Origin of the sequence: Shewanella sp. SR43-4 (genome assembly GCF_014163845.1) — a bacterium.
Lineage (GTDB): Bacteria > Pseudomonadota > Gammaproteobacteria > Enterobacterales > Shewanellaceae > Shewanella > Shewanella vesiculosa.
The window spans coordinates 150,739-174,337 of sequence record NZ_JACJEB010000008.1; the positions used below are offsets into that span (position 1 = coordinate 150,739).

General features: G+C 41.3%; 22 protein-coding genes. 17 read left to right on the plus strand and 5 right to left on the minus strand.

Features of this window, described 5'->3' with window-relative positions; translation table 11 throughout:
- Window positions 1-8 precede the first annotated feature (8 nt).
- The 12 genes from flhF to H5123_RS11300 all read left to right on the plus strand — a co-directional run bounded on the left by flhF (window position 9) and on the right by H5123_RS11300 (window position 10,933).
- The gene (gene flhF / locus H5123_RS11245) at window positions 9-1,394 is read left to right on the plus strand and encodes a flagellar biosynthesis protein FlhF (RefSeq protein ID WP_182698021.1); all 1,386 of its coding nucleotides are present in this window, start codon (window positions 9-11) and stop codon (window positions 1,392-1,394) included.
- Between the two features lie 4 nt (window positions 1,395-1,398).
- Complete coding sequence (locus H5123_RS11250; RefSeq protein WP_124017021.1) at window positions 1,399-2,280, plus strand: MinD/ParA family protein; 882 nt, start codon at window positions 1,399-1,401, stop codon at window positions 2,278-2,280.
- Window positions 2,273-2,992: an RNA polymerase sigma factor FliA gene (locus H5123_RS11255; protein ID WP_182698022.1), complete on the plus strand. Its 720-nt coding sequence runs from the start codon at window positions 2,273-2,275 to the stop codon at window positions 2,990-2,992. Before H5123_RS11250 ends, H5123_RS11255 begins: the two co-directional genes overlap by 8 nt.
- Window positions 2,993-3,036: 44 nt before the next feature.
- Window positions 3,037-3,420: a chemotaxis response regulator CheY gene (cheY, locus tag H5123_RS11260; RefSeq protein ID WP_011919599.1), complete on the plus strand. Its 384-nt coding sequence runs from the start codon at window positions 3,037-3,039 to the stop codon at window positions 3,418-3,420.
- Between the two features lie 13 nt (window positions 3,421-3,433).
- Window positions 3,434-4,171: a protein phosphatase CheZ gene (locus H5123_RS11265; RefSeq protein ID WP_124016941.1), complete on the plus strand. Its 738-nt coding sequence runs from the start codon at window positions 3,434-3,436 to the stop codon at window positions 4,169-4,171.
- A gap of 15 nt (window positions 4,172-4,186) precedes the next feature.
- On the plus strand, window positions 4,187-6,400 hold the full coding sequence (locus H5123_RS11270; RefSeq protein ID WP_182698023.1) for a chemotaxis protein CheA: 2,214 nt from the start codon (window positions 4,187-4,189) through the stop codon (window positions 6,398-6,400).
- A 27-nt stretch (window positions 6,401-6,427) separates the two neighbouring features.
- Entirely contained in the window at window positions 6,428-7,621 is a 1,194-nt protein-coding gene (locus H5123_RS11275) for a chemotaxis response regulator protein-glutamate methylesterase (RefSeq protein ID WP_182698024.1), read from the plus strand.
- Complete coding sequence (locus H5123_RS11280; RefSeq protein WP_310736137.1) at window positions 7,614-8,066, plus strand: membrane anchored protein in chemotaxis locus; 453 nt, start codon at window positions 7,614-7,616, stop codon at window positions 8,064-8,066. The genes H5123_RS11275 and H5123_RS11280 overlap by 8 nt, the downstream gene beginning before the upstream one ends.
- Before the next feature lie 46 nt (window positions 8,067-8,112).
- Window positions 8,113-8,907, plus strand: a complete 795-nt coding sequence (locus H5123_RS11285) for a ParA family protein (protein WP_124016944.1) — start codon at window positions 8,113-8,115, stop codon at window positions 8,905-8,907.
- The gene (locus H5123_RS11290) at window positions 8,891-9,949 is read left to right on the plus strand and encodes a chemotaxis protein CheW (protein WP_124016945.1); all 1,059 of its coding nucleotides are present in this window, start codon (window positions 8,891-8,893) and stop codon (window positions 9,947-9,949) included. Before H5123_RS11285 ends, H5123_RS11290 begins: the two co-directional genes overlap by 17 nt.
- Window positions 9,950-9,951: 2 nt before the next feature.
- Window positions 9,952-10,446: a chemotaxis protein CheW gene (locus H5123_RS11295; protein WP_124016946.1), complete on the plus strand. Its 495-nt coding sequence runs from the start codon at window positions 9,952-9,954 to the stop codon at window positions 10,444-10,446.
- An 88-nt stretch (window positions 10,447-10,534) separates the two neighbouring features.
- Window positions 10,535-10,933 (plus strand): DUF2802 domain-containing protein, encoded by a 399-nt coding sequence (locus H5123_RS11300; protein ID WP_124016947.1) that lies wholly within the window; start codon window positions 10,535-10,537, stop codon window positions 10,931-10,933.
- Window positions 10,934-11,028: 95 nt separating this feature from the next.
- On the opposite strand, the gene H5123_RS11305 is transcribed toward H5123_RS11300, so the two are convergent.
- Together H5123_RS11305 and H5123_RS11310 are read right to left on the minus strand one after the other, a co-directional pair.
- Entirely contained in the window at window positions 11,029-12,405 is a 1,377-nt protein-coding gene (locus tag H5123_RS11305) for an RsmB/NOP family class I SAM-dependent RNA methyltransferase (protein ID WP_182698025.1), read from the minus strand.
- Window positions 12,406-12,574: 169 nt separating this feature from the next.
- The gene (locus H5123_RS11310) at window positions 12,575-13,246 is read right to left on the minus strand and encodes a DUF2461 domain-containing protein (protein WP_182698026.1); all 672 of its coding nucleotides are present in this window, start codon (window positions 13,244-13,246) and stop codon (window positions 12,575-12,577) included.
- Window positions 13,247-13,712: 466 nt separating this feature from the next.
- On the opposite strand from H5123_RS11310, the gene H5123_RS11315 reads away from it, so the two are divergent.
- The 4 genes from H5123_RS11315 to H5123_RS11330 all read left to right on the plus strand — a co-directional run bounded on the left by H5123_RS11315 (window position 13,713) and on the right by H5123_RS11330 (window position 18,160).
- Window positions 13,713-14,144: a RimK/LysX family protein gene (locus H5123_RS11315; RefSeq protein WP_124016950.1), complete on the plus strand. Its 432-nt coding sequence runs from the start codon at window positions 13,713-13,715 to the stop codon at window positions 14,142-14,144.
- A 3-nt stretch (window positions 14,145-14,147) separates the two neighbouring features.
- Window positions 14,148-15,053: a 30S ribosomal protein S6--L-glutamate ligase gene (rimK, locus tag H5123_RS11320; RefSeq protein ID WP_124016951.1), complete on the plus strand. Its 906-nt coding sequence runs from the start codon at window positions 14,148-14,150 to the stop codon at window positions 15,051-15,053.
- On the plus strand, window positions 15,053-16,069 hold the full coding sequence (locus H5123_RS11325; protein WP_124016952.1) for a succinylglutamate desuccinylase/aspartoacylase family protein: 1,017 nt from the start codon (window positions 15,053-15,055) through the stop codon (window positions 16,067-16,069). Before rimK ends, H5123_RS11325 begins: the two co-directional genes overlap by 1 nt.
- Before the next feature lie 507 nt (window positions 16,070-16,576).
- Window positions 16,577-18,160, plus strand: coding sequence for a PAS domain-containing methyl-accepting chemotaxis protein (locus H5123_RS11330; RefSeq protein WP_182698027.1), 1,584 nt, complete (start codon window positions 16,577-16,579; stop codon window positions 18,158-18,160).
- A gap of 196 nt (window positions 18,161-18,356) precedes the next feature.
- Here the strand turns inward: H5123_RS11330 and H5123_RS11335 are convergent, their stop codons facing one another.
- Window positions 18,357-20,393, minus strand: a complete 2,037-nt coding sequence (locus H5123_RS11335) for a methyl-accepting chemotaxis protein (RefSeq protein WP_259395652.1) — start codon at window positions 20,391-20,393, stop codon at window positions 18,357-18,359.
- 400 nt (window positions 20,394-20,793) lie between these two features.
- Between H5123_RS11335 and H5123_RS11340 the strand changes: the two genes are divergently transcribed.
- Window positions 20,794-21,486, plus strand: a complete 693-nt coding sequence (locus H5123_RS11340) for a fumarylacetoacetate hydrolase family protein (RefSeq protein WP_182698028.1) — start codon at window positions 20,794-20,796, stop codon at window positions 21,484-21,486.
- A gap of 151 nt (window positions 21,487-21,637) precedes the next feature.
- On the opposite strand, the gene H5123_RS11345 is transcribed toward H5123_RS11340, so the two are convergent.
- Together H5123_RS11345 and pfaD are read right to left on the minus strand one after the other, a co-directional pair.
- Entirely contained in the window at window positions 21,638-21,895 is a 258-nt protein-coding gene (locus H5123_RS11345; RefSeq protein WP_182698029.1) for a hypothetical protein, read from the minus strand.
- A gap of 55 nt (window positions 21,896-21,950) precedes the next feature.
- Entirely contained in the window at window positions 21,951-23,579 is a 1,629-nt protein-coding gene (gene pfaD / locus H5123_RS11350) for an eicosapentaenoate synthase subunit PfaD (protein WP_182698030.1), read from the minus strand.
- Between the last annotated feature and the right edge of the window lie 20 nt (window positions 23,580-23,599).

Genomic DNA, 23,599 nt, shown 5'->3' on the forward strand with positions numbered 1-23,599 from the left:
GTGCATAAGTGAAAATTAAACGATTTTTTGCCAAAGATATGCGCGAAGCATTGGCTCAAGTAAAAGAGACCTTAGGCTCTGACGCTGTCATTATGTCAAACAAAAAAGTTGCAGGCGGAATCGAAATTGTCGCCGCAGTCGATTATGATGAACCTAAGGCCTCTATTGCATCGCAAGCGCCGACGACTAGTTTTATGGATGTTAGTGAGGATCGCGTCTCAATAGGCGCTAAGCCTGTAATGAAAGCTCAATCTAAGGTAAATCCGCCACCGGAAGCAGATTCTCTTCAAGCATTGCTTGAAAAACAGCATAATCGCATGAAACAACAAATGTCTGTTCGCCAAGATGAACCTGAATTACCTGAGTGGGCGCGTCAATTACAAGGGGCAAAGACTGCTAAGCCAACATCAACGTTAAAAGCGCAAGCAGCGCCTGAACACGCTAAAAAAACTAATAGAAATCAATCTGATGATATGGACGCGTTGCGTGAAGAAATGGCTTCATTACGTAACTTATTGACTCATCAAGTGTCATCGTTAATGAAAGACCAAAAAAAGCGTACCGATCCAGTTGGTGCTATGCTTGAAAGTAAATTGATTGCCGCAGAGTTTTCTCCTGCAGTTGCTGCTAAACTAGCAGGATTGAGTCAACATTATACGCCAGCCGACTTAGTAAGAGCGCTACCGCAAAGCTTAGCTAACTTACTCGACAACCAAGGTGATGATATTGTCAAACGTGGTGGTGTGGTCGCTTTTGTTGGCCCAACAGGTGTAGGTAAGACGACTTCTTTAGCTAAAATAGCAGCTCGATTTGCTGCCCATCATGGCCCCGAGCAGGTGGCATTGATTACCACAGATCATTATCGTATTGGTGCCTATGAGCAATTAGCAACTTATGGCAAAATAATGGGCTGTCCGGTGAAGCAAGCACATGATTTAGCCGAATTAGAACAAATTCTTTATCAATTTAGGAATCGTAAGTTAGTATTAATCGATACCGCCGGTATGGGGCAGCGAGATATGCGCTTATATCAGCAACTTGATAATTTGACGGCAAATAGTAGGATCCCCATTCGGAGTTACTTAGTCTTGTCAGCGACAGGCCAGCGCCGTGTCTTACAGGATGCTGTAGAACATTTTAAACGTATTCCATTAGCGGGTGCGATTTTGACAAAATTAGATGAATCAATATCAATTGCAGGTGCATTGAGCGTATTGATTCAAAATGAGTTACCATTAAGCTATGTTACTGACGGTCAACGTGTTCCTGAGGACATGAAAGTCGCAGATACACTAGAGCTAGCCAAGAAAGCTCTCGCGGCGTTAAATGAAACTGAACAACAATTATCACAAGACACAGTGTGGTCTAATGACACAGCCTATGCATTTGAGTAAAGATATGACTCGGGATCAAGCAAGTGGTTTACGTATGATGAATCAACCAAATAACGATAAAGTTAAAGTAATTGCCGTATCCGGTGGTAAAGGCGGAGTTGGTAAAACAAGTGTGTCAATTAATACTGCGGTAGCATTAGCCGAAAAGGGCAAACGTGTATTAGTACTTGATGCCGATTTAGGTTTAGCCAATGTCGATGTGATGCTCGGGATACGTGCTGAGAAAAATTTATCTCATGTTTTGTCTGGTGATGCCGAATTAGATGACATCATTGTACGCGGACCCAAAGGTATCGGTATTGTTCCTGCTACATCAGGTTCACAAGCGATGGTTGAATTGACACCAGCACAACATGCCGGCTTGATCCGTGCATTTAGTGAAATGCGGACTCAGTTTGATATTTTAATTGTTGATACTGCTGCCGGTATATCAGATATGGTGCTGAGTTTTTCTCGTGCATCACAAGATGTATTAATTGTGGTTTGTGACGAACCAACATCGATTACCGATGCTTATGCGTTAATTAAGATACTAAGTCGTGAACATGGTGTGTTCCACTTCAAAATTGTGGCAAATATGGTACGTAGTTTACGAGAAGGTATGGAATTATTTGCTAAACTCAGTAAAGTGACAGATAGATTTCTAGATGTTGCATTGGAGTTGGTGGCAACCATTCCCTTTGATGAGAATTTACGTAAAGCAGTTCGTAAACAAAAACTAGTCGTTGAGGCTTATCCTAAATCACCTTCAGCCATTGCTTACCACGGATTAGCCAATAAAATTATGACTTGGCCTGTGCCACAGCAACCCGGTGGTCATTTAGAATTTTTTGTTGAACGTCTTGTACAACGTAAGCCGATACAAGAAGGAAGAACGGGTGAATAAAGCCGCAGCGTATACTCAGTTCGATAACAAAACGTCTATCATTGAACAGTATGCACCGTTGGTAAAAAGAATTGCTCATCATATGCTGGCAAGATTACCAGCATCGGTGCAACTTGATGACCTGTTACAAGCTGGAATGATGGGGTTGCTTGAGGCCTCATCAAAATTTGATAACAGCAAAGGTGCTAAGTTTGAAACTTTTGCTGGCATTAGAATTCGTGGAGCGATGATAGATGAAATTCGTCGTGGTGACTGGGTTCCACGCTCAGTTCACCGTAATAATCGTCGAGTTGCACAAGTAATTGATGAATTAGAGCAACAGCTTGGTCGTGATGCTTATGATACTGAAATTGCTGAAAAGCTTGAAATGTCGCTCGATGAGTACCATCATATCTTAAATGATGTTTCTGTTGGTAAAATCATAGGCATAGAAGATCTTGGTGTTTCGCAAGATGTGTTAATCACAGATAATGAATCGCCAGATGAGGCCTTTGACTCGCTTGCTGAAATTCAATTCCAATCTGCATTGGTTGAAGCAATTAAGACATTGCCAGAAAGAGATGCGTTAGTGTTGTCGTTATATTACAACGAAGCATTAAATTTAAAAGAAATCGGTGCCATCCTTGATGTTAGTGAATCGCGTGTAAGCCAGATATTAAGTCAGGCAATGCTCAGATTAAAAGCTAAACTCAAGCATTGGACACAAGAATAATAACTTATTTAGAGCAAACGAGTGTCAGCTCACCGGAGGAAACCTTGGACAAGAATATGAAGATTCTTATTGTTGACGATTTTTCAACAATGAGGCGTATCATTAAGAACTTGTTGCGAGATTTGGGATTTAATAATACCCAAGAAGCAGATGATGGCTCAACAGCCCTACCTATGTTACAAAAAGGCGATTTTGATTTTGTAGTAACAGACTGGAACATGCCTGGAATGCAAGGTATTGATTTACTTAGAGCAATCCGTGCAGATGATTCGTTAAAGCATTTACCCGTATTGATGGTAACCGCAGAAGCCAAGCGTGAACAAATTATTGCTGCAGCGCAAGCTGGGGTAAATGGTTATGTGGTAAAGCCTTTCACCGCCGCAACGTTAAAAGAAAAGTTAGATAAAATCTTTGAACGACTCGCATAAGCAAGGATAAGTCATGCAGGCATCAATATCGGGGTTAATCACTCTCGAACAGGCCCAAGAACTTGTTGAATTGCTTACCTTAGGTCAGCAAGATAAAGCTGATGACGTCATCAGGGAGCTTGCTACACCATTGCAGCGTGAGCTTTTTGAAGAAGTGGGTAAGTTAACTCGACAACTTCATAGTGCATTAAAAGATTTTCAAATTGATAACCGTTTATCTGAATTAGCCAATACCGAAATTCCGGACGCTAAAGAAAGATTAAACTACGTTATCGATATGACAGAGCAAGCTGCTAATAAAACCATGGATGCAGTTGAAGAATGTCTACCTTTGGCCGATACCATTATCAGTAATATTCAATCAGTAACGCCAATGTGGGATAAATTGATGCGTCGTGACATCGAGTTGGGTGAGTTTAAATCACTTTGCCACGATGTTCAGCAGTTTATGTTACACAGTGAAAATGATTGTAATCGTCTTCGTGAGCTATTAAATCAAATTTTAATGGCGCAAGACTTCCAAGACTTAACTGGCCAAATGATCCGTCGAGTGATTGATTTAGTTCGTGAAGTAGAAAGTAATTTAGTTTCAATGCTAACGGTGTTTGGTGATCATATTACTGAGTCATCGCCAACGATAAACGATAATAAAATAGAAGCAGAAGGCCCCATCATGAATGCAGAACTGCGTGAAGATGTGGTGACAGGTCAGGATGAAGTAGACGATCTGCTATCAAGTCTGGGTTTCTAATTAGGAGTCAATTTAATGTCCTTTGATGTTGATGAAGAGATACTCCAGGACTTTTTAATTGAAGCTGGTGAGATTTTAGAGCTTCTACAAGAGCAGCTAGTTGCCCTTGAAAATAATCCTGATGACAGTGATTTACTTAATGCTATTTTCCGTGGATTTCATACTGTCAAAGGCGGAGCTGGTTTTTTAAGCTTAAAGCCGATGGTCGACGTGTGTCATGAAGCTGAAAATACGTTCGATTTATTGCGCACCGGAAAACGTGGCGTAAATGCAGAATTAATGGATATTATTTTGCAAGCGGTCGACGCCATTAATACAATGTTTGCTCAAACTCAACAGGGACAAGAACAAGACCCTGCCGATCCAATGCTACTTGCGAAACTCAAATTATTAAGCTCAGGTGCGCCATTACCCTCAGAGATGTCGGCTGCAGAACTTGAACCTATCGAAAATGTAGTTGAGGTTAACGAGCCTGAAGTCATTGAAGATGTGAGTTCTTTTACGGCAGAAACGTCTGATTCTGGCAGTATCGATGAAATTGATGAGTTAGAATTTGAAGCCTTACTTGATGCCTTACACGGTTCAGGTAACAGTCCTGTTGCATCTAAATCTTCTGCAGTAAAGAAAGACAATATTGACTCAAAACCAGCACCAGCAAAAAGCAGTGACGAAATTACCGATGACGAATTTGAAGCACTCTTAGACGAGTTACACGGCTCAGGTTCATTTAAAGCCAAAGACGAACCTGTGGTTGCCGCTAAGCCTGCAAGTACACCAGTTGCTCAACCCGCAGTAGACTCAGATGAAATCACCGACGATGAGTTTGAACGTCTTTTAGATGAATTACACGGTAAAGGCACTGCCCCAGTAGCGAAAGTGCAATCAACTCCGGTTGCTGCAGAATCTGCTAAAGCGGTTACTCCTCCACAGGCAGCAAAACCCGCTCCGACTCCCGTTGCTAAGCCAGTTATGCCATCGACTCCAGCCGTTGTGCCAAAAGTTGAACCCTTAGCAGATAAAGCCCCAGTCAAAGCGTCGTCTGTGCCACAAGGTGAAACCACAGTTCGCGTTGATACCGCTCGTTTAGATCAAATCATGAATATGGTTGGTGAATTGGTATTAGTCCGTAATCGACTGGTGAGCTTAGGCATTAATCGTGAAGACGAGGAAATGTCAAAAGCACTTGCTAACCTTGATTTGGTGACCGCTGATTTACAAGGTGCGGTGATGAAGACGCGCATGCAACCTATCAAGAAAGTATTTGGTCGTTTCCCACGGGTTGTTCGAGATTTAGCGCGTACATTAAATAAAGAAATTGATTTAGTGATGATTGGTGAAGACACCGATCTTGATAAAAATTTAGTTGAGGCTTTAGCCGATCCTTTGGTCCACTTAGTGAGAAACTCAGTCGACCACGGTATTGAAATGCCGGTGACTCGTGAAGCAAATGGTAAATCCCGAACCGGTACTATTACCTTATCGGCTAGCCAAGAAGGTGATCACATCCTGCTGAAAATTGAGGATGATGGCGCTGGCATGGATCCTGAAAAGCTAAAACAAATTGCGATAAGTCGTGGTGTGCTCGATGAAGATGCCGCCTCGAGAATGACTGATAACGAAGCGTATAATCTGATTTTCGCTCCAGGGTTTTCAACTAAAGTTGAAATCTCAGACATTTCAGGCCGTGGTGTGGGTATGGATGTGGTGAAAACCCGCATAAATCAACTCAATGGTACTGTCTACATTGATTCGATGAAAGGTAAGGGCACCACACTTGAAATTAAAGTGCCTTTAACCTTAGCTATCATGCCAACCTTGATGGTTGATGTGTCTAATCAAGTTTTCGCTCTGCCATTATCGAGTGTTAATGAGATATTTAATTTAGATTTAACCAAAACCAATATTGTCGATGGTCAATTAACGGTTATTTTCCGTAATAAAGCCGTGCCATTATTTTATCTAGAACATTGGTTGCACAGTAAGAAATCGACATTTAAGCATGGTGATAAGAAGCATGGCCATGTTGTGATTGTTCAACTTGGTACGATGCAAATCGGTTTCGTTGTTGATGCATTAATTGGGCAAGAAGAAGTTGTCATCAAACCACTTGGCAGTATGTTACAAGGTACGCCAGGAATGGCGGGGGCAACAATTACATCAGATGGTGGTATTGCACTTATTTTAGATGTGCCAGGACTACTGAAACATTACGCCAAAAGCAAAAAATAAAAAAAGTTCCATTATTTAAGGAATTCAATGGCCATAAAAGTATTAGTTGTAGATGATTCTAGCTTTTTTCGACGTCGAGTCAGTGAGATTGTTAATAAAGATCCTGATCTCGAAGTCGTTGCTGTTGCTGTTAACGGTAAAGAAGCTGTTGAAATGGCTGCAAAGTTAAAGCCTCAAGTCATTACCATGGACATTGAAATGCCAGTAATGGATGGTATTACTGCTGTGCGTGAAATCATGGCTACTAACCCCACTCCAATTTTAATGTTTTCATCATTAACTCATGATGGTGCCAAAGCGACACTTGATGCGTTAGAAGCCGGCGCATTAGATTTTTTACCAAAACGCTTTGAAGATATTGCGACCAATAAAGACGATGCAATACTGTTACTGCAGCAGCGAATTAAAGCTTTGGGGCGACGCAGAGTATATCGCCCAAGTTCAGCATCAAGTTCATTATCGACTTCATCATCACCTGAACCTCGTAAAACATCGGTTTCTGCTTCGGATACCTATTCATCTCGTCGTCCATTTAGCAGCGGTTTAACTCCAACGCCTGCAGCAACCCACTCTAGCGCATCTCCTGATCGCCATACTCCCAATAATACGAGTTCATCAATATCGTCTATTCGGGCTAGTGGTAAACAATATAAAGTATTACTTATCGGGACTTCAACTGGTGGACCAGTGGCTTTGCAGAAAGTATTAACCGCTTTTCCTGCGAATTATCCTCATCCAATTGTATTGATCCAACACATGCCTGCAGCATTTACTCCTGCATTTGCAGCACGTTTAAATACATTATGTCAAATTGATGTGAAAGAGGCTGAAAATGGGGATGTTATGCGCCCTGGATGCGCTTATTTAGCGCCCGGTGGTATGCAGCTTATGGTTGAGCGAAATGGTATTACAGGCAGACTTAAAGTTGTTCCTGGTACCCCTGAAATGAATTATAAGCCAAGTGTAGATATTACTTTTGCGTCTGCATCTAAAGCTTTTGGTGGAGATGTTTTGGCTGTAGTGTTGACTGGGATGGGGGCCGACGGTAGAGAAGGGGCTAGAATGTTAAAGTCTGTTGGTGCAACCATTTGGGCACAAGATGAAGCGAGTTGTGTTGTCTATGGTATGCCACAAGCAGTAGCATCTGCTGGTATCTCGACTCACTCTATTTCGTTGGATAATATTGCTGAAGCTATTTTAAAAGAGTCTAGTCGTGGCTAAGTCGAGTTATTCCTCACAGACTAAGCACATGCTGGGTTTTTTTCTGTGTTTTATTGCCATTTTAGTACTAGCGGGTTTGTATGTTGATGCGAATAAAAAGATAACACTATTAAAGCAAGATGTGGCTCGTTTAACCGACTCTCAAGTACTTTTGATGGTTCCTGAGGAGCAAGCTGCTAATATTGCTAATTGGTTAACTCAGCATCCTGAACAAACTCAAGCAATTGTTGCGTCCGCAGGACAAGAGCAAGCTAAAAGTGTGTTGTTTGGACCTGGCGCTTTAGATGATGATCAGCCCACTAAACTTAAGCATCCCGAAGTTGTTAGTGAAGGCAATAATCAAGAAATCATAGTGTCAGAAGATGCTCAAGGGGTTAAGGTGATCCGTTTACCTAACGGCGGGATCCGTGTAACAACCCGTGATGATACACAACACAAGCAGTAGTCAATATTCCATAACAGCATCATTATAATGAGTTGAGAGGCTTTTTTTGAAAGTATGGACGGTAGCGAATCAAAAAGGTGGTGTCGGTAAAACAACCACAGTAGCCAGTTTAGCCGGAGCATTGGTTAAGCGTGGTCAACGAGTGCTGATGATTGATACTGATCCTCATGCTTCATTGGGTTATTACTTAGGTATTGATTCAGATGAAGTGCCATGTTCGCTTTATGATGTCTTTTTGAATCACCAGACACTGACTCAAGAGTTTATATTACAAAATGTCATCCCTACTCAAATAGAGGGACTGGATATTATTGCTGCTAATATGGCGTTAGCAACACTGGATAGATCTTTAGGTCATCAGGAAGGTATGGGCTTGGTGTTGCGCAATTTATTGGCGCTACTTGAAGATAAATATGATGTGGCTATCATTGATTGCCCACCTGTTTTAGGGGTGCTAATGGTCAATGCATTAGCTGCAAGTCATCACATTATTATACCGGTTCAGACTGAGTTTTTAGCCATAAAAGGCCTTGAACGTATGGTGAAAACCATGGAAATCATGGGGCGCTCCAAGAAAACACGATATAGCTTCACAGTATTACCGACTATGTATGACAAGCGAACTAAAGCCTCACCTATCGCACTACAATTTTTGCAGGATAAATATGGTTCATCACTTTGGCCAAGTGATGTGATTCCTGTGGATACTAAATTTAGAGATGCAAGCTTGGCTCATTTACCAGCATCACATTATTCAGCCAGTAGCCGAGGTGTAAAAGCTTACAATCGTCTGCTGGATTTTTTATTTTCTCAGGAGTTTAACCATGTCAAAATCGGTTGATGAAACTGTTTTTGATTATTTCAGTCTTTTACTACAGGAATCGTCAGAGTCGATTCCTGTGAATCCTGCTAATAATATTACTACTAAATCGCTAAATATTATCGAGGACAAGCTGGCTGATACCACCACAATAGCCGCATCTTCATCAGCTCATTATTCACCGCCAACTTTGTCTAAGATTTCATCTGTTGTTGCGAGCCAGTGGGATTATGCCCAGCCGACAACCAGTGTAGATAAACTGGCGCTTGAAAAATTATTATCAGCAGTATCTACACCTAGTGCTGAAACAGATTTATCGCAACAGATCAAAAACAGCGCAGAACGTGTTCGTCAGGCAATTAGTGATATTGAGCCTAAAGCAGTCGTTAATAATACAAAAACACAAGAAATAGAGCTAACGGATAAAGAAATCAAGCCGTTAGTCGATATAAATAATAACGAAAGTTCACATGCTGTTATAAAAGACGCTATTATTAAGCATGAAGAGTTGGTGATGAATTCGGCGGAGCAAGTGCAAACGCCACCACAAACTCAGGTTGGGCATCAACCACCGAGTATCACCCATGATTTACAAGAAGTACTTGATGATGAGTTTCAGGTGCTATTCTTTAATGTTGCAGGGTTAACGTTAGCGGTACCACTAGTGAGCTTGGGGGGGATTATTAAAATTGACAAGATAAACCATCTTATTGGTAGGCCCTCTTGGTTTAAAGGGGTGCAAACCCACCGAGATACTAAAATTAATGTGGTTGATACATGTGCATGGGTAATGCCTGAAAAATATTCTCCAGCATTAGCACAAACGGTAAATTATCAATATCTTGTTATGCTAGAAGATAGTCAGTGGGGACTAACATGCGAATCGTTAGTTAACGCCGTTAAAATAGATAAATCCCACGTCAATTGGCGTGAAAAACCGGGTAAGCGTCCTTGGCTTGCTGGGGTAGTAAAACAACAAATGTGTGGCATTTTACATGTTCAAGCATTAATCAAAATGCTTGATGCAGGTTTAGGTTGTCAGGATTCGATTGACCGAGGTTAACTATGAGCGATTCTAGAAGTGTAGCAGCGGTTGCTGCAAGTAAAGACGATGCAGTATTACAATGGGTAACATTTAAATTAGATAATGAAACCTATGGTATTAACGTAATGCAAGTTCAGGAAGTATTACGTTATACCGAAATAGCTCCTGTGCCAGGTGCTCCTGATTATGTGTTAGGGATTATTAACCTTCGCGGAAACGTAGTTACCGTTATCGATACTCGTTCACGTTTTGGCTTACAATCAGCAGAATTAGACGACTCGACTCGTATCGTGATTATTGAAGCAGAAAAACAAGTTATTGGTATCTTAGTTGATAGCGTGGCTGAAGTCGTATACTTGCGCCGTTCTGAAATCGATAACGCTCCTAATGTCGGCACGGAAGAAAGTGCTAAATTTATTCAAGGGGTGAGTAATCGCGACAACGAGTTATTAATCTTGGTTGATTTAGATAAACTATTATCTGACGATGAGTGGGTTGAATTAACTCAAATCTAGTCGTGTTGTAACCGAAAAGCCAACCGAATCACTGTTGGCTTTTTTGTTTGGCTTAGTGCTTTTGAGTAATAGCAACATAGGTATGTTAATGGGTGATGAATTTCTAATTGCAGCTTTAGTGTGTGCGATTGCATGTCTTGTTTTAGTACTTTACTTGCAAAAACAGTCGAGTAAATTAAAAACTAAAGTGGATGCCCTGACTGTGTTGGTTAAAGAAAGCGACCGTCAGCGTGAAGCTGTTAAGCGTGAATTACACGAATTACGCAGTGGTACTATTGGTGTCGGTAGGCGAGTTGTCGAACTAGAAAAAAAACTGTCTAAACAGTCTGATATGCTTGAAGAAGCTAGCCAGCAAGACCCACAAGCTAAATTATACTCGCGTGCGCTTAAAATGGTCGGTCTTGGGGCTGGTATTGAAGAGTTAATGCAAGAGTGTGAATTGCCAAAAGCTGAAGCGGAATTAATACTGAGGCTGCACAGAAAATAGCTCAATAGTGTTTGTCTGTGAACCATAATATAAAAGCCATCGAAAGATGGCTTTTTAGTGGAGCATTATTTGGCATTAGTGTTTGAGTCAGCGTGCTATTTACGACGCATCTTAGCAACAAACATCCCATCACTATCGGCTTGTTGAGGCCAAATCGTTAACATATCAAATTGCTCACCAGTAAAAGGATGTATGACTGGTTCAAGTTCAAACTCAGACGTTGCTGATAAAAAGTCTTTCACAATCTGTTCATTTTCACTTGGTGATAAAGAGCAGGTGGCATAAACCAACTTACCGCCCGATTTTACTGCAGCAGCGCTTCGTCGTAAAATTGCTAATTGAAGCATAGGCTTATCTGTAATCGCGCTAGCATCATCAAGCCAGCGCATATCAGGATTTCGACGCCAAGTGCCGGTGCAGCTGCAGGGTGCATCAACTAATACACCGTCAAAAGCATTAGCATCGACAGGCAATACCTCTCCTTTCCATGGCGCGACACTGATATGCTCAAAACCCGCACGTTTAGCTCTTTTACGCAGTTCTTCTAAAGGTTTATGGCGAATATCTGATGCCGTAATGCTACCGCTGAATTCCGTGCTTTGCTGTGACATTAATGAATGCAATTGCAGGGATTTACCGCCAGCACCACTGCACGCATCCCACCATTTCTCATGATTGTTCGGCTGGCAAATTTGGCCAATAACTTGTGAGGCTAAATCCTGAATTTCAAGATGACCTTGTTTATAAACCTCTATCTCATTTAGATTAATACTTTTATGCCCTAGACTAATGGCATCGGCAAAGTAGCCGCTGGTTTTAGCTTCAACACCCGCTTGTTTAAGTGACGCAATTAATTTGGCTGTTGATAATGTTTGTGCCCGAGCCCAAATGGGGGGGCGAGTCGTCATTGCGTTAACAAGCGCATATTGCTCTGTGCTATCTACTGGACAAAGTTGCCAAAACCATTGGGGTAATAACTGAGTGATTTGACAACTTTCTATCGCGCTTAAAGCAATATAAGCGGCTAATTTATCTTTTAATGTGGCTTGATTATCTAGGGTAGTTTGATCTGCGCGGGTTTGAGGCCAATCAGCAAAATCATTCCAAGCACCAGTGACATCATGCCATGGGTGTTGTTCTAACATTGCACAAGCGCTTAATTGTTGGAACCATGTACTGTGTTTTTGACTGGTCTCTAACTGGCTTAACCAACCCCACCAGCGAAATAAACCAAACAAACTTTCACGGATCACTCGTCTATCTTTAGAGCCATGTTTTTTATGCTCGCGAAAATATTGGCCAATGATTCTATCGGCTGGCATGCCGGTGTTCATCACTTGATTGAAGAGTGTTTCAATCGTTGTCGAGTAACTTAAGGCACGTTTTTGTGCTGGCGTGATCGCAGCGATTTCGGACGCAGATGTCTCAATTGATGGTGTTGTGTTAGACATGGCGGAAATATTATGGCTCATGAATTGACCTGGTAATAGGTGCAGCAATTAACAGAGTGCTGCACCGGAAACTATTTTTTGCTAGTTTAACACGGCTTATCTAAATAATGAGCTAAAACTATAATAGCGTAAAAATGAGTTAATATTTTCAACAACACCATGATTAATGTGTCGTTATGGTGCTTAAAGACTAAAAATCTAGCTCTAGGGCAAAACATAAGTAAGCCATTAATGCGCGAGTATGCTGATATTCTTGCGCACAAAACTCGACAAAATCAGCCTGGCATACTTGCTTAGGACTAATGGATTTTATGGCGATAAAGTCTTTACGTTTTAGCTCGTCAATCATGGGATGATGTTTATCAAATCCGCGTGGCGGTCTGGATAAGCTATCGCCTGTTAATTCAAATCCAGCCTGCCTCAATTGCGCTAATGCTTTTTGGTACGCATTAGGGTTTTCATCAATACAATGGCGAATTGCATTGAGCGTTTTTGATTCAGGATGCCAAATTCCAGCCGCAATAAAGCATTCATCATTGGCAATATGGACATAAAATCCAGGCGCATGCACATCTTTTGCTTGAAAGTGTCTAAACTGGATACCCACATTGGTTTTATAAGGCGTTTTATTTTTACTAAAGCGACTGTCGCGTTGTGGGCGCATTAGGCTACCCCCGACTTTTTTAGCTACAGCAACAAATCGTGGTGATAAGCCTAAAATGGGTCCTTGCATGGCTTGTATAAATTGTAATGCAGGGCTTCTAACCTGATCTTCATATTGTTGCTGGTTGGCTTTAAACCATTCTCTATCATTATTGGCTGCTAGAGTGTTTAAAAAATCGAAACTAAGTTGACTGAACATGACGATACCTTTTTACAATAGCGATGCAGATTATAATGTTATAATTTTACTAGTATGTTAAACAATGTCTGTAGTAAGTGACATAGCTAGGATTTATTTAAACTATTAAGATTGAATACCTTATGTTGACATCTCTATATTAATGCGGTGTTTTTTGGTATTTTATCTAGAGTAAACATAATGTTTTGATGCTTTTTAAATTACCGTATATCCATTGTAACTTACTGAGATAGAGATTTTTTTTAATTATTCTTTAAATGTTAATTTGATATAAATAAGGTGTTGGTGTTAAAATCGCTTCAAAGGCTAGTTTATTGATGTAAACCTTGTGGTTCATCTTTAATCAACAACATATATTGGTTGGCTAGTGCAAGACGTTAAACCGATTTTGCTATCTATTCAAACACTAATTCATTTAAAGATTACACTTTGGAATGAATAATTCCTCTACAAGAAAGGATTGACCATGACTGAACATTCCCTCGGTATTGTGGGTTGGCGTGAGTGGGGCACTTTTCCTGATATTGGCAACGAAAGAGTCAAAATCAAAGTGGATACTGGCGCAAAAACATCTTGTTTGCATGCGTTCAAAATAAAACCGTTTCAAAAAAATAACCAAAAATGGGTTCGAGTCTGGCTGCATCCTGACCAGGATTCTGACCGAGAAGTCGTGTGTGAGTTTCAAGTATTTGATCGCCGAGATGTCAGTGATTCCGGCGGCCATGTAACCAAACGTTACGTGATAAAAACCCCCATTCTTATCGGTACACAACTTTTTGACATCGAACTGACATTGACCAATAGAGATCACATGAAATTTAGGATGTTATTAGGTCGTCGCGCGTTAGAAGGGCGTTTTTTGGTTAATTCAGCAGAATCATTTTTAGCAGGAGAATAACAAATGCATATTGCAATAATGTCGAGAAATAAGAATTTATACTCGACCAGTCGCTTAAGAGAAGCTGCTGAAGCTCGCGGTCATACCATCAAAATTGTCGATCCATTAAAGTGTTACATGAACATCAACATGAATGCACCTAGTATTCATGTCCGCGGTGAAGAGCTGCCAAAATTTGATGCAGTGATTCCGCGAATTGGTGCGTCAGTGACCTTTTATGGCACCGCGGTATTACGCCAGTTCGAAATGATGGGCACTCACCCATTAAACGAGTCTGTCGCCATTACACGTTCTCGGGACAAATTACGTTCATTGCAACTGTTATCTCGCAAGAATATTGGTTTGCCCGTGACCGGTTTTGCCAGTAAGCCTGCTGATATTCCCGATTTGTTGGACATGGTCGGTGGTGCTCCTTGTGTGATTAAGTTACTTGAAGGCACTCAAGGTATTGGTGTGGTATTAGCTGAAACCCGTAAAGCTGCTGAATCGGTTATTGAAGCCTTCATGGGGTTAAAAGCCAACATCATGGTGCAAGAGTATATTGCCGAAGCTGGTGGCGCTGATATTCGTTGTTTCGTGATTGGTGACAAAGTGATTGCGGCGATGAAACGCCAAGCATTACCAGGTGAGTTTCGTTCTAATTTACACCGCGGTGGTTCTGCTAGCATTGTTAAGCTCACTCCAGAAGAACGTTCAACGGCATTACGTGCTGCTAAAACGATGGGGCTAAACGTTGCGGGCGTAGATATTTTACGTTCTAAGCACGGTCCATTAGTGATGGAAGTTAACTCATCTCCGGGCCTTGAAGGCATCGAAAAAGCCACTGGTATTGATGTTGCGGAAAAAATCATTCAGTTTATTGAAAAAAATGTTAAATCTACTAGCTCGAAAACGAAAGGAGTTGGTTAATGGCAAGAAAGCACGAACCGTTTGTTATCGGTGATGTTAGCGTACCGGCAGGCACTCAACAAAGTGTTAAATTGCCCGCAGCAAAACTGTATAACGATACACCGATGGATCTGCACGTTGAAGTGTTTCATGGCACTAAAGCGGGACCTGTTTTATTGGTTTGTGCAGCGATCCACGGTGATGAGTTAAATGGCATTGAAATATGTCGACGCTTGCTCGGTCGTGTGAATGCTAAAACCTTAACCGGGACCTTACTCATTGTCCCTATCGTTAACGTATTTGGTTTTATTCAACAATCTCGCTATTTACCCGATCGTCGTGACTTAAATCGTTGTTTTCCGGGCTCAGCTAAAGGTGCGCTTGCCAGCCGTTTAGCGCATTTATTTAGCAGTATTTTAGTTAAACGTGCAACCCATATTATTGATTTACATACTGGCGCAATTCATCGCGATAACTTACCGCAGATCCGCTGTGATACCGACGATACAATGATGCTCGATATGGCTAATGCTTTTGGCGCACCAGTCATAATGTCTTCTAAAGCACGTGAAGGTTCAATGCGCGGTTATGCTAACAGCCTTAATATTCCTTGTATTTTATATGAGGCTGGTGAAGCACTGCGCTTTAGCGATATGTCGATTAAGTCTGGCGTAAATGGCGTTATCAATGTGATGCGTTGTTTAGGTATGACCAAAGGTAAAATTAACACTAAAACCACCAGTGTTAATGCAAGTCGCAGTTACTGGGTACGCAGTGAATCTGATGGGCTGGTGAATATTAAATTTAAACTGGGTGAGCGAGTATCTAAAGGCCAAGTGTTAGCCAATATTGTAAACCCTCTGGGCGGCGAGCCGATACCATTAAAGGCCCCAACAGATGGGATTATTATTGGCAACAGCAATATTCCGGTCACCAATGAAGGTGAGGGCTTGTTTCACATTGCACAATTTAGTGGTGATGAAATAGAAGTTATTAACGATAATCTTGATGATTTTATGCAAGAGTACGCTGAATAACGTTCTTGAATAGAAACCCTTTGAGAGTTTAATTGGATTGTTAATCAAGCTGTATAAAGCGATTATTAGCACTATGTTATTAGATAACTTAACCCTTGGTGATGACGAAGCTCGGGTTAAGTTTATAGATAGAGATGTGTTTTAAACTCGCAACAGGATGATTAACCTAATGTTGGATTTACTGTTTTAGGCTAAGTATCCTGAATTCAGCTCATTTTCAACTCGCTTCACGATAAGCCAATCAAGGTTAAGTTTAAAACGACGAGAGTAATGCTTGGTAATAAATCGACCAAAATTATTTTACAGATAGTTAATTAATTAATTGACAATTTTCAGATACATACCAAACTTATAATGACTTATCAAAATAAGTTTATATCTCGTTAAGTACAGTGATGTTATCAATCAACAAGCTCATTAAACGAAATTGTTATCTTTGCACCTTTGGTGTCAAAGATAATCTTAATGGATGCTTATTTTCCATACATTTAAAAGGATTTAGTGTCCATGCGCAATAACCAACCCGTTACTCTAAAGCAATATTACTTCGACGATGAAGTTCGTTTAATTTCAGGAACTGATCTACGCGGCCACATCACTTATTGTAATGATGCTTTTGTTGAGGTCAGCGGCTTTGACAAAAGCGAGTTAATCGGAAAACCCCATAATCTCGTGCGCCATCCCGATATGCCAAGTGAAGTGTTCAAAGAGATGTGGGCCTGTATTTCAGCTGGTAAAGTATGGATGGGGTTGGTTAAGAATCGTCGAAAAAATGGCGATTACTATTGGGTTAGCGCATTTGTCACCCCAGTGTTTGAAAATAATAAAGTAGCAGGATATGAGTCCGTTAGGATAACGGCATTACCTGCAGAAATTGCTCGAGCAGAGGCTGCTTATGCCAGGATTAAGGCCAATAAGTCCCCAAGGCCACTGCATGCTAAAATAACACATCAAGTACTTAAGTTGTTACCCGTTTGGTTACCTATGTTTGTTTTGTCAATGGTACTCTTTGAGTTCTGGGGGCTGATCCCTGGCTTGATAAGTTTAATAACACTCACTCTATCAGCTGCATGGTTAGGCTATAAACAACAGCAAGACTGGCTAGAAGTCGTCACACTCAATCCTAATTCGTTTACCGATCGCACTGTCGCAGAAACCTACTTTGCTGATTTTGGCGCCAAAGCACAGGCTAAATTAGCTCTTGGTTGTGAAATTGCTCGATGTCGTACCGCTATGACAAGGATCGAGGATGCAGCAGGATCTTTAGATGGTATTGTTGAGCATACCCAAGTTGAAGCAGAGTCAACCGCTAAAGCTGTCGGTCTTCAAAGCGCATCAATACAACAAATTGCTTCAGCCATTACAGAGATGTCTACAGCTATACAAGAGGTCTCTGCTAATGTCGAGCGTAATGCTGATAGTGCTAAAGATGCATTAGACAATGTGAGTGCAGGGGCTCTACTTGCAAATCAAGCCAAACAGTCTATTGATGAATTAAATCTCTCGGTTGCTGATATTGCGACTACCGTTCGCGAGTTATCGGAATCCACCAATGAGATTGGTCAAGCCGCCAGTATTATTTCCAGTATTGCCGATCAAACTAATCTACTTGCGTTAAATGCGGCCATTGAGGCAGCAAGGGCAGGTGAGCAAGGACGAGGATTTAGTGTTGTTGCTGATGAGGTCCGCTCTCTGGCATTTAAAACTCGCGAATCAACCGATAAAATTCACAGTATTGTCAGTGTGTTAACCAAACGTGCCAGTAACGCTGTCCAAGTGTCACTTAGGGGCGAGCAAGCGGCTAGTAAAGGTGTTCAAATTGTCGATGAAACTCGTAATGCATTAGCGTCGATTAATCAATCAGTCGAGCAAATTACCCAACTTACCTTGGATATGTCAGCCGCTGTAGAAGAGCAAGGCGCTGTCGCAGAACACATTAACCAACAAATTATTGATATTGCTGATTCAGCAGAGATAACTAAAATATCATCAGAAAAATCCTTACATAATAGTAGTGAGTTAGGTGAATCCGTAATGATGGTTAGATCAATTATCAGACGTTTTGCGGTTGGTGCCATAGGCAAGAAATAAATTAAACAGCAGATGTCAAAAAGGCCAGAAACTTGAATGTTTCTGGCCTTTTTATTCGCTTAATCATGATGGTATAAAACGTTCCACTGCACTGATACATGAAGTCAGTGGATCAGCTCATGGATCTAGCTGATAGTTTATTGAGTTATTGATACCGCCCCTCTGGCTTTTCCTCAGGTTTTTATTCGCTTAATGGTTATAGTTTAAAGCGTTCTACTGAGGTCGTCAGTGAATGAGCTAATTGGTTTAGTTGCTGGCTTCTTTCTGTCATTGATGCCGATTCTTGGGCATTTTGTTGCGCTGAGTCTGCAGTCTGAGTCATTGTTTGTTCTATTTGTTGACTGTAATTAACCTGTTCATTGGCCGCGTGAGTAATATTTTGGCTCATGCCACTAATGGTATTTAATGCGGTTTCTATATTTTCAATCGCATCATGTAAAGATTGGCTTTGTTCTACACATTCACTGGCTTGGTTTTGTCCTTGGGTGATCGCCTTAACGGCGTTTGTGGTTTCTTGCTGCAATGCATCTATCATGGTTTGAATTTCGGCTGTTGATAATTGAGTTCTAGAGGCTAATGAACGTACCTCGTCAGCAACGACAGCAAAGCCGCGACCATGCTCACCCGCTCTGGCTGCTTCAATGGCTGCATTCAACGCAAGTAAATTGGTTTGGTCTGCAATAGCACTAATCGTTGTTAAAATCCCGCCAATATTGTTGCTATGCTGACTAAGCGTTGTCATGATCTTAACTGAGTCGTGCAAGCTACTTGATAAGGTCTCAATACGGATACGGTTATCATCGGCAATGGTTTTTATTTGTCCTCCTTGGACAGAGGCGGATTTGATATATTGCTCTGATTCAGAAGCTTGTTGATTAACCTGAGTTGAACTGTGATGTATTTGTTCGGCAAGCTGTTTGGCTTGGCTAATATTATCAATCTGTTGTGAAGCTGAATGAGATATTTTTTCGCTTTGTACTTGTGAGCGAATAGCGGATTCATCTAATTGATGGGCATCACTATTAATCGCTTGTAATAACTGGGTCAAATCATCAGATAACTTATTAGTGTTGTCTATCAATTCGCCAAATTCATCATTATTTCGTTTGCTTAATCGTTGCGATAAATCGCCACCCGCAATTCGCGATAATGCGATGTTTATTGCTTGTAGAGGGCCCAACATGGCTTTTGAGGTAAAGTAATAAATAAATATCGCCATCGATACAAATATCACTGCCATTGAAATGGCTAATGTTTGTGCTGTCGTCACTTCATCAACGGCCACCATCTGCAATAGGTGGAACCTTTCGTTAGCGAGTGTGACTAATTGATCTAACTGCTGATTAGTCGTATCAAAAAAGGTGTTAGCTTGCAGGTGACTTTGCTCTGCCAAGAGTTGCTTATTGATGACATTTTGTTGCGCGATGTACAAGTTACCAGGCTCATCTGTAAATTGTTTAATTGCTTGCAAGTGAGTGTTAAATTCTGCAAATAGCGCCGCAGCACCTAAGGGTTCAGCTTGTTGAGTTAAGTAGCTGCCATTGACGCTAATATTACCTAATAACATGGCAACATCTTGTTTGTGGATGTCCACGGCATCGGTAGAGGTTAATCGACCGAGTTCTGTCATGGTATTACCCAGAGTAAACAGCATGTCATCGATACGTACTCCACCACCAACCACTTCTTCTAATAATGAGGCCTCATTTTCTGGCGCTTCAATAAGCTCTAAATCAATCATGTTATTACTGGCGCTGATGCGCGCATCGTCGAACTGTTGTTTTAAAGTGGTGAAAGTGGCGCGGGTTTGCTCTATTTCGAGTTTTGCGTTGAACATAGTGCGAGATTGCTTAATGTACTGCTCATAAGCATTTTTGGCTTTGGTTAACGCCTGTTGCATCGTCGGCTGATCGGCGACTTTAACTAATAGTGTGCTTAATACGCTATCGAATTCTTGCTGTAATTGATTAAATTGTGTAAAGCTGAGATTAATATTGTCATTACCTGTTTGTGAATAAGCTAGGCTATCTGTTTTTGCCATTTTTAATAAGGTAATTTGCAACCCGTTCGATTGATTTTGTACCGGGACGGCTAAGGTTTCAATATTATTATTTGCTGTTTGAATTTGATTTAGGGAACCATAGAAAAAACTACTTCCAACAAGCAGTAATAAGCCTATTGAGGAAAAACCTAGCGCTATTTTTTGTTTAATAGTGAATTCGAACATGGCCATTTGGTCTCTCTTATTGTTATTTACCTGACGTCATTCATACTATATTTATATGTGCTATTGCTTGTTTATTGTCTGAGCAAGACTGACTCTAGACTAGAACGTTGTAAAAAAAATGTAAATGCACTTATGCAAAAAATAGAAATATATCTTTGTTTTTATAGTAGTATTTCATTTTTTATAAGTAATCAATACCTAGCTTGTAATCAAGATGTGTATATTCTTGTTAAGTTTATATGGCTACTGTTCAACATCTATATCGTCAATTAGCAGCAAGATTGATAGGCTATCGTTATGTTCACTAGACACCCAATAGTATTTTGCTTTAAGTCTAAAAAGTGTAGTTGTTTATATCGCTAAATCGATATTTTTTATCATTATTTTTCAACCATTCGAGGTTAATGTGAGTCAACAATCGGTAACGCTAATACAAGCCAGTGGCCAACAGAAAAATATTACGCCGTCGAAAGTGATATGTATTGGGCGAAATTATGCTGAGCATATTGATGAATTAGGCAATGAAGTACCCGATGATATGGTGGTATTTCTTAAGCCTAATTCAGCGATTACTGAGATTTTATTAAGCTATAAGGACGAAGTGCTGCACTATGAAGCGGAGTTATGTTTTATGGTGGCAGATGGTCAGTTTGGTGCAGTTGGCCTTGGGTTAGATATGACTAAACGCGAGCTCCAAGGTAAATTAAAAAAACAAGGCTTACCGTGGGAGAGGGCAAAAGCCTTTGATAGCTCAGCCCTGTTTAGTCAATTTATTCCAATCACTTCGGGCATGGATAATTGGTGTTTTCAGTTAACCATTGACAACGTCGTGACCCAACTTGGACATCAGCAATTAATGATGTATCAGCCTCGAGCTATTTTTAATGCGCTTAGTGAGTTTATGACTTTAAATGATGGTGATATTGTTATGACGGGAACCCCAAAAGGTGTGGGCGCTGTCACTGCTGATACGCAATTTACGATCAGTTTATGGCCTAATGTGCCATTTAGTCAGTTTGAGACTGCACTCTCGGGTGCTCATTCGCTTGAACAGCTTTGTGGTAAGCCAATGATCCTCAAGCAGTGGTTTGCTCAATAATCTTAGTACTCGACATGGCGATAGTGCTGCATGTAAATAGATAAAGCGCGAAAAAAAATGACCATCTTGTTAAAGGTGGTCATTTTTTATTGGTCATTGTTGGCGAGTACTTACGCATTTATCTTTTCAATGAGTACTGCTTTTATGCGTACTATTTCATTAACGCTACCGCTTCCATGTCTAGCTCGATATCGGTGCAACCTTTAGCACAATAAATCCCAGGGGTTTTAGCTGCAGGTTTGGCCTGTTTAGTGTTAGGCGGCAATTGCAGTGTTAGCGGTTTATTGCAATCACTGCAAGTGGCATTATTACCTTTAAGCATGCGCTTAATCAGATTCTTTTGTTGATTAAATGACGCCAATGTAGGGGCATTAATCGCTGAGAAATCGAGTTTCTGGGTATCGCTCATCTTAGTTCCTATCTTTGTAGCTGATCTCGCGATGAACCGAGATCCACTTGAACAGCTATTTTATTTGATCAATTGGGCGCCAACGCTGTAATGCTACTGGAAGGCTAACGCCTTGCGCCGTCAATAAATTCACTCGGGCCAAATAAGCTGCGCCATGCATTAAATGTTTCGCTAAGTCTACTGCATGACGTTGGCTGTAGTCATCTAAATAACTATTTTTAGCCCAAGCGTTAAATGCGCCTAATGCTGGGCCTGCCCAAATTTGATAATCCATTTCACGGCCGACTTCACCAGAGTTTGACCAGCGGCTTGATAAGCCAAGATACCAACGGAAAATCAAGGCCATTTTACGTTTTGGATTGTCTTTAGCACGTTCAATTTGCTTTGGGTCGCGCTCATTAAAATGCGCCACAGTACCAGCCCAAATATCATCTAGGCTTGAGCGGAATACTTGTTTTTCAAGTTTTTCGCGTTCGTCACTTGGAATCGCTTCTATTGAGTCATAACGGCTGTAAATTTCATACAACTTGTTGGCTCGCATCGGGAATAATGTGCCACGCTTGACCACTTGTAACTTGACTCCCATTTCGAACATATCAGCAGCGGGTGCCATAGTCACATCGGCCATTTCGGTCATCGCTAGTAATTTGCGCGTATGCTCGCTAGCCCCCGCTTCCACGCAGGCTTGGTTAATTGATCCGGTAACAATATAGGCTGCGCCCATATGAAACGTAGCCAGCGCGGCATCGGGTGTACCCACACCGCCACCCGCGCCAACACGGATAGGTGTTTTGTATTTGTATTGCGCTTGCACTTCATCTTTTAACGCCAAAATAGTGGGCAGTAACGTCACTAATGGACGGTTGTCGGTATGGCCACCAGAGTCGGCTTCAGCGGTAATATCATCCGCCATTGGTACAAGTTGTGCCAGTTCCATTTGCTCTGCGCTAATGAGGCCATCATCAACAAGTTGTTGCAGCATTTTAACAGGTGCTGGTTGCATAAACTTAATCGCGACTTCGGTGCGGCTAATTTTAGCAATCACTTTATTGTCGATTTGAATATCACCATGAGCATCGCGGCTTAAGCCTGCTGCGCGGTAATAGACTATTTGCGGGGTTAAGCCTAAAAAGGCTGAGGCCTCAACCGTGCGTACTTTATGTTTTAAAAATAGCTCAACACTGCCACGCTCAAGCGCTGGCTCACTCGGGCTGTGGATTAAGTTAAACGCATATGGCCCATTGGGCAGCGCGGCTTGGATGCGGTTTATCGCTTGTTCAACTCGAGATGGAATTAACCCAGCTGCGCCAAACGAACATAAAATACCCGCTTGGCCTAACGCGATAACCAATTCTTCCGAGGAAATGCCATTAGCCATCGCGCCAGCATAATAGGCATATTTTACCCCATGCACGCGGCGAAAATTACTGTCGCCTAAACTTTGGGTACCCAGTGCAGGTCCAAAAGCGCTTACAGGTAAAGTGTTAGGTGCATTAACTGCGTCGGTCACCACTTGAGCTTGTTGCGCCACGCCTAAGCCTTGTTGCGCGTCGTTAACCAAATAACACGCTTGTGATAAATCTTTGAGCTTTTTGTTCATCCCAGTTTGATCAAAGCTAACGTGTTGCTGGCTAACTTGCCATGGCCAAGGAGAAAGCTTTTCGTTGTGCACTTGTGTTGTCATTATTATTATTCCTTTTGGGC